General features: G+C 73.0%; 7 protein-coding genes. 2 read left to right on the top strand and 5 right to left on the bottom strand.

Annotated elements, in window-relative coordinates:
* Positions 1-960: WD40 repeat domain-containing protein (locus tag ACWDS7_RS45140; protein WP_451934307.1), on the top strand; the 960-nt coding region annotated here is incomplete at its 5' end.
* 64 nt (positions 961-1,024) lie between these two features.
* Here the strand turns inward: ACWDS7_RS45140 and ACWDS7_RS45135 are convergent.
* From ACWDS7_RS45135 to ACWDS7_RS45115, 5 genes are all read right to left on the bottom strand, one after another.
* Positions 1,025-1,420 (bottom strand): hypothetical protein, encoded by a 396-nt coding sequence (locus ACWDS7_RS45135; protein WP_451934306.1) that lies wholly within the window; start codon positions 1,418-1,420, stop codon positions 1,025-1,027.
* Between the two features lie 352 nt (positions 1,421-1,772).
* Positions 1,773-2,918, bottom strand: a complete 1,146-nt coding sequence (locus ACWDS7_RS45130; RefSeq protein ID WP_451934305.1) for an RNA polymerase sigma factor — start codon at positions 2,916-2,918, stop codon at positions 1,773-1,775.
* Positions 2,915-3,322 carry a YciI family protein gene (locus tag ACWDS7_RS45125; protein ID WP_306875867.1) on the bottom strand — a complete coding sequence of 136 codons (408 nt, stop codon included), beginning with the start codon at positions 3,320-3,322 and terminating at the stop codon, positions 2,915-2,917. The genes ACWDS7_RS45130 and ACWDS7_RS45125 overlap by 4 nt, the downstream gene beginning before the upstream one ends.
* A 91-nt stretch (positions 3,323-3,413) precedes the next feature.
* Entirely contained in the window at positions 3,414-4,097 is a 684-nt protein-coding gene (locus tag ACWDS7_RS45120) for a response regulator transcription factor (protein ID WP_451934304.1), read from the bottom strand.
* Positions 4,098-4,113: 16 nt separating this feature from the next.
* Positions 4,114-5,244 (bottom strand): histidine kinase, encoded by a 1,131-nt coding sequence (locus ACWDS7_RS45115; RefSeq protein ID WP_451934303.1) that lies wholly within the window; start codon positions 5,242-5,244, stop codon positions 4,114-4,116.
* A 135-nt stretch (positions 5,245-5,379) separates the two neighbouring features.
* Here ACWDS7_RS45115 and ACWDS7_RS45110 point away from each other — a divergent pair.
* A partial coding sequence (locus ACWDS7_RS45110) for an alpha/beta fold hydrolase (protein ID WP_451934302.1) occupies positions 5,380-6,666 on the top strand: 1,287 nt, incomplete at its 3' end.

The following is a 6,666-nucleotide window of genomic DNA, read 5'->3' as shown; positions in this document are numbered from 1 at the left end:
GCCACCGGCTTCCGGCTCGGCCTCCGACTTCGGTATTCCCTGACCGGCCACGACAGCCCGGTGCAGGCGGTGGCGACGTCGGTGATCGACGGCCGTCCCGTCGCCGTCACCGGAGGTGAGGACGGGACGGTGCGGCTGTGGGACCTCACCACCGGTCAGCAGGTCGGTGCACCCCTGACCGGTCACACCAAGCGGGTGCGCGCGGTGGCGACGTCGGTGATCGACGGCCGTCCCGTCGCCGTCACCGGAGGTGAGGACGGGACGGTGCGGCTGTGGGACCTCACCGCCCGTCAGCAGATCGGCGATCCCCTGACCGGCCACACCGGCGGGGTGGAGGCGGTTACGACAGCACTGATCGACGGTCGGCTCCGCGTTCTCACCGCCGGCGCCGACGGGACGGCGCGACTGTGGGACCTCACCACCGGTCGGCAGATCGGCGAACCCCTCACCGTCGACTACGGCGAGCTGTGGGCGGTGGCGGCGGTCGTGGTGGACGGCCGCCCCGTCGCCGTCACCGGAGGCGCCGACGGCACGGTGCGGCTGTGGGACCTCACCACCGGTCGGCAGATCGGCGAACCCCTCACCGGACACCCCGACGAGGTTGGTCAGGTGGCGGCGGTCGTGGTGGACGGCCGCCCCCACGTCGTCACCGGCGACGAGGACGGGACGGTGCTGGTGTGGGATCTCACCACCGGTCGGCAGATCGGCGGCCCCCTCACCGGGCACGGCGGCGGGGTGGGTGCGGTGGCGGCGGTGCTGATCGACGGCCGTCCCGTCGCCGTCACCGGAGGTCACGACGGGACGGTGCGGCTGTGGGATCTCACCAGCGGTCAGCAGATCGGCGAGCCGTTCACCGATCACCACGGCGCCGTGTTCGCGCTGGCCGTGGTGATCGACGGCAACCCCCAGGTCGTCACCGGCAGCATCGACGGGACGGTGCGGCTGTGGGACCTGACCTGAAGCGCCGGTCCGCTCCGCAGCCCCGCGCCGGCTCATCCGCGTCTTGGCGAGGTGCTCTTCGGCCTCAGGGCACGATGACGTGGAAGGGGACGTCGGCGCCGGTCGAGCCGTTTCCGGTGCCGACGAAGACGTGGCGGGCGGCGTTGCCGCACTCGGTGGCGTCATCGGTGACGAAGACGCTGGCGTTCCACGGGGCGCCCCAGCGCTTGGTGGCGACCGGGACGGCCTTGGTGGCGTCGATGTCGGCGTCGAGCTGGATGCAGTAGCGGCCGGTGCCGATCTTGCGGACGTCGATGACGCCCCTGGAGCGCACCACGGTGCCGTCGGCGTTGACGATGGCGGCGGCACGGGCGTAGGGGGCCTGGGCGCCGCCGATCGCGGCGTAGGCGGCGGCGCCGGCGCAGAGGGCGCCACCGGTCAGGGCGGAGGCCAGGGCGATGGTGGTGAGCTTCATGCGCATGCTCGTTCTCCTCGGTGGACGGAATGGGGTCATGGCGCTCGGTCGTCGACCAGCATGATCAACACACAGAGTAGTCGATCATTGACGGTAAGCATCCATGGCGCGATGGCGGCGCCGGCGTGGCGGCCGGAGTTTCGCGAGGCGTCCACGTGCGGGCGTGCGGCGCGCGACCCGGCCGGCCTTCCCGGACCTGCCGGGCCGTGACAGGCGCCGAGCAGGCGGGCGGAACAGCCTCTACATCGACGCCGCCGTCACGCACCTGCGCGGTCTCCTCGGTGGTGCCGAGCCGGTTGAGGCTGGTCGGCTCCGGCCTCGGTTTGTCGAGCTCGCCTTCGGTCGATCGCGTCGGCGCTCAACCGCGCAGCTGCGCGTTGATCCGTGCGGCCTGTCGCGTGAGGTGGTCGCGTTCGGGGAGGCTGGGCGCCTGTCGGGCGGCTTCGGCGTAGAGGCGTGCCGCGGTCACCGGGTCGCCGTCGCGCTCGTGCAGGTAGGCCGCGACGGCGGTATGGCGGGGCAGGGCGGGGTCGAGCTCAGCCAGCGCGGCCAGACCGGCCCGCGCGCCGTCGGCCTCACCGACCGCGACGGCCCGGTTGAGGCGGGCCACCGGGTTGCCGGTGAGGCGCACCAGTTCGTCGTACCACTCGACGATCTGCACCCAGTCGGTCTCCTCGGCCGTCCTGGCGTCGGCGTGGAGCGCGGCGATGGCGGCCTGGGCCTGGAACTCGCCCAGCCGGTCGCGGGCGAGGGCTGCCTGGAGCACGTCGACCCCCTCGGCGATCAGGCGGGTGTTCCACCGGCCGCGGTCCTGCTCGGCCAGGGGCACGAGCCTGCCGTCGGGAGCGGTCCGTGCCGGACGCCGGGCATGATGGAGCAGCATGAGCGCGAGCAGGCCCGCGACCTCCTCATGCTTGGTCATCACGGCCAGCTGGCGGGTGAGCCGGATCGCCTCACCGGCGAGGTCGACGTCGCCGGAGTAGCCCTCGTTGAAGACCAGATAGAGCACGCGCAGCACCGTGGCGACGTCACCCGGCTGGTTGAACCGTACGCCCGAGACGGTGCGCTTGGCCCTGCTGATCCGCTGGGCCATGGTCGCCTCCGGCACGAGGTAGGCCTGCGCGATCTGACGCGTGGTCAGGCCGCCGACCGCGCGCAGCGTGAGCGCGACGGCCGAGGCCGGCGTCAGGGACGGGTGCGCGCACAGGAAGTACAGCTGGAGCGTGTGGTCGGCCGACTCACCCGGGCCGGGCACCGGCTCGCTCTCGACGCGTATCTCGCGGTGCCGTCGGGAGGTTTCGGCGCGGGCGGCGTCGAGGAACTTGCGCCAGGCCACGGTGATCAGCCAGCCCTTGGGATCTCGCAGCGGGTCGTCCGGCCCCACGCGTACGGCCTCGACCAGGGCGTCCTGCACGGCGTCCTCGGCCGCCGCGAAGTCGGCTCCGCGGCGGACGAGAACACCGATCACCACGGGCACCAGCTCCCGCAGCAGCGACTCGTTCACTCGATCACCGTTGGCTGTTCGACCATGAACGGGCGCACCTCAAGCCACTCGTGGATCGGCTTGCCACCCGCGCCCGGAGCCGCCGACAGCTCGCCGGCCAGCTCGAGCGCCCGCTCGTAGCCGTCGACGTCGATCACCATCCAGCCGGCGATCAGGTCCTTGGTCTCCGCGAACGGGCCGTCGGTGACCGGCGGCCGCCCCTCGCCGTCGTAGCGGACGAACGTCCCCTCCGGGGAGAGCGCCTGGGCGTCGACGAACTCGCCCGTTCCCTCCAACCGGGCGGCGAAGTCCGCCATGTACTGCACGTGGGCAGAGAGTTCCTCCGGCGTCCACTGGTCCATCGGCACGTCGTTGACCGCTGCCGGCGCGCCCCGGTAGTGCTTGAGCAGCAGGTACTTGGCCATCATGTTCTCCTCCGTACGGCACGGCCCATTGTGGCCGTGTTCACCGCGGGGACGGAACCACACGCGGGTTCTCGACATTTCCTGGCGGACTTCACAGACTCCGCGTACCGGGGTCTGGCTCGGCCGGCCGGAACGTGCCGTCCAGGTAGGTGAGTACTGCGCGTACGCGGCGGTGGCCGGAGTCGTCCGGCGCCAGGCCGAGCTTGGCGAATATGTTGCCGATGTGCTTGTGGACGGCGTTGTCGGAGATGCGCATCCGCTCGGCGATGGTGGCGTTGTCGTGGCCCTGCGCCATGAGGGCGAGCGACTCTCGCTCGCGGGGCGTGAGGGTGTCCAGGGGGTCACCGGCGCGGCGGACGAGGAGTTGGGCGACCACTTCGGGGTCCATGGCGGTGCCGCCGGCCGCGACGCGGCGCAGGGCGTCGACGAATTCGGCCACCCGGCCGATGCGGTCCTTGAGGAGGTAGCCGATGCCGCCGCGGCCGTCGGAGAGGAGCTCGCCGGCGTACTCGCGCTCGACGTACTGCGAGAGCACCAGGATCGGCAGCGCGCCGTGCTCGCGGCGGGCCCGCAGCGCGGCGTGGATCCCCTCGTCGCGGAACGACGGTGGCAGCCGCACGTCGACGATGGCGATGTCGGGGCGGTGCTCGGTGACGGCGTCGAGGAACGCCTCGCCGTCGCCGACGACCGCCACGACTTCGCAGCCCTTCGCCGTCAGCAGCAGCTCCAGGCCGCTGGACAGCAGGACGTTGTCCTCGACGATCACGACCCGCACGGGACCCCCTGAACGATCACTGCACGCACGGTATCCGGACGGCGAGCGTGGTGGGGCCGCCCGGCGGGCTGTCGAGACGGACCGTGCCGTCCAGGGCGGCGACCCGCCGGCATATTCCGGCGATCCCGGTGCCGCGCGCCTCGTCGGCGCCGCCCCTTCCGTCGTCGATGACCTCGATGGACAGCACGTCGTCGGCGCGCTCGATCCGGAGGGCCACCCGCGTGGCGGCGGCGTGCTTGGCCACGTTCGTCAGCGCCTCGGCGATCACGTAGTAGGCCACCGCCTCCACGGTCGCCGGGAGCGCGCCCAGATCGGCGAGCTCGATGTGGACCGGCACGCTCGACCGGGCGGCCAGCGCCGTCAGCGCCCCGTCGAGCCCGCGGTCGGCGAGGATCGGCGGGTAGATCGTCTGGAGCACCGCGCGGAGCTCGACCATCGCCTCCTCCGCCGTCTCGTGCGCCTGCGCGAGCAGCGCCGCCACCGTGTCCGGATCGTCGGCGAGCGACTCCCGGGCCATGCCCAGCTGCATGGCGATGGCCACCAGGCGCGCCTGCGTCCCGTCGTGCAGATCGCGTTCGATCCGCTGGAGCTCCGCGCCATGGGCGTCGACCACGCCGACCCGGCTTCTGGTCAGCACGTCGACCCGCTCGGTGAGCCGCTCGCGGGCCGACGGCGCGAGCACCGCCAGGCACAGCCGCGCGTGGAGTCGCGCCAGCGCCGGGAGCACCCACCAGGCCGCCGCACCGAGGACGGCGATCTGAACGGATCCCCCGACCAGCGCGGTCTCCCAATCGCCCACATGGACATCGAAGAACGAGAGCAGGGTGGGACGCGCGTCGACGGGAAACGCCCACCACAATGGCAACGCCACCGCGGCGACCAGGATGTTGCCCAGGCACAGCAGGGCGGCCAGCCCGAGCGGGAACCCGACGGCGACGTGCGCGAGCGCCCAGGCGAGATTCCGCCGCCCGCCCGGTCGCCCGTCGACCGGAACACCGAGCAGCCTGCCGGCCCGCTGACGGTGCCAGTCCGCCCAGCCCCGCGCCGCCGGCGGCGCGAGCAGCACCGGCAGCGCGAGCGCCGTGACCACGGCGGTGGCCAACGTGCCCAGCAGGTAGACCGAGCCGGAGAACGCACGGTCACGCATGTGCCCCTCCTCACGACGCCGTACGGAGATCATTATCCGTCATCGGTCCCCGCCGGACACTACAGCGGGCTGTACCAACGCGCGTGCGGCCGGCTGTATCGTGCCGGACGTCCGGCCGGAATAGCGTCCCCGACCATGAAACTGACATGTGTTCGGGCCCTCGGACGCCTGGTCCCGGCCCTCGCCCTGATCGCCCTGTCCGCCGCCGTCGCACCCCCGGCCACAGCCGACGCCGGCCCGCCCCCACCGCTCGACTGGAAGCCCTGCGCCCAGGGGCCCGACGACGCCCTCGGCAAGGAGCTCGACCGGGCAGGCGCACGGTGCGCGGAGCTCACCGTCCCGCTCGACCACTCCAGGCCCGGCGGCCGCACCATCAAACTCGCGCTGTCCCGCCTCCCCGCCACCGACCGCGCCCATCGCATCGGCACCATGGTCCTCAACAGCGGCGGCCCCGGCGAGAGCACGCTGGGCATGCCCCTGCGGACGCGCGCGGCCATGAAGGACGTCGCCGCCCGTTATGATCTCGTCGGCCTGGACCCGCGCTTCGTCGGGCGCAGCACGCCGCTCGACTGCGGCTGGCCCATCGGCCTGTGGCTCCGCTCGGCCGGTCCGACCCGCGCCCGGTTCGATCACCAGGTGGCGGTCCAGCACGACCTGGCCGAGCGCTGCGCCCGGCGTCACGCCGACGTGCTCCCGTACGCCAACACGCGCGACACGGCCCGCGACATCGACCTCGTGCGCCGCGTCCTCGGGGAGCGCCGCATCTCCTTCCTCGGCTACTCCTACGGCAGCTACCTGGGCGCGGTCTACACCCAGATGTTCCCCGGCCGCACCGACCGCGTGGTCCTGGACAGCGCGGGCGACCCGGACAAGTGGGGCCCCAGGGCGACGCGGGGCACCGAAGACGAGGCGGAACGCGCGCTGCGCGGCTGGGCGGCCTGGGCCGCCGAACGTCACGGCACCTATGGCCTCGGCGCCACCACCGCCCGCGTGCTCGCCACCGTGAACGCGATCGTCGCCGCCGCGCAGGACCGCCCGCTGCGCGTCGGAGCGTACGAGGTGGACGACCAGGCGGTCCCGTACATCCTCTCCGTCGGCTCCGGCGACGACCGCCCCGCGGCCCGCGCGCAGTTCACCTCCACCGTTCGGACCCTGAACGAGGCCGCGCACGGCCGCCCGGCCGACCCCGGCTCCGAACTCGATGGATTCCTCACGTTCGTCCTGACCAGCGCCGGCTCCCCGTTCGCCGGCCCGGCCGCCGCGATCATCTGCGGCGACCGCGCCGCGCCGCGTGACCCCGACACCTACTGGAACGACGTCCAGCGCAGCCGTACGCGCCACCCCCTCTTCGGCCCCCTCAAGAACAACATCTGGCCCTGCGCCTTCTGGCCGAACGGCCCGCGCGAGCGCCTCACGCACGTC

It is taken from the genome of Streptosporangium sp. NPDC003464 (assembly GCF_053588315.1).
This window is presented reverse-complemented; position numbering and strand designations above follow the sequence as displayed.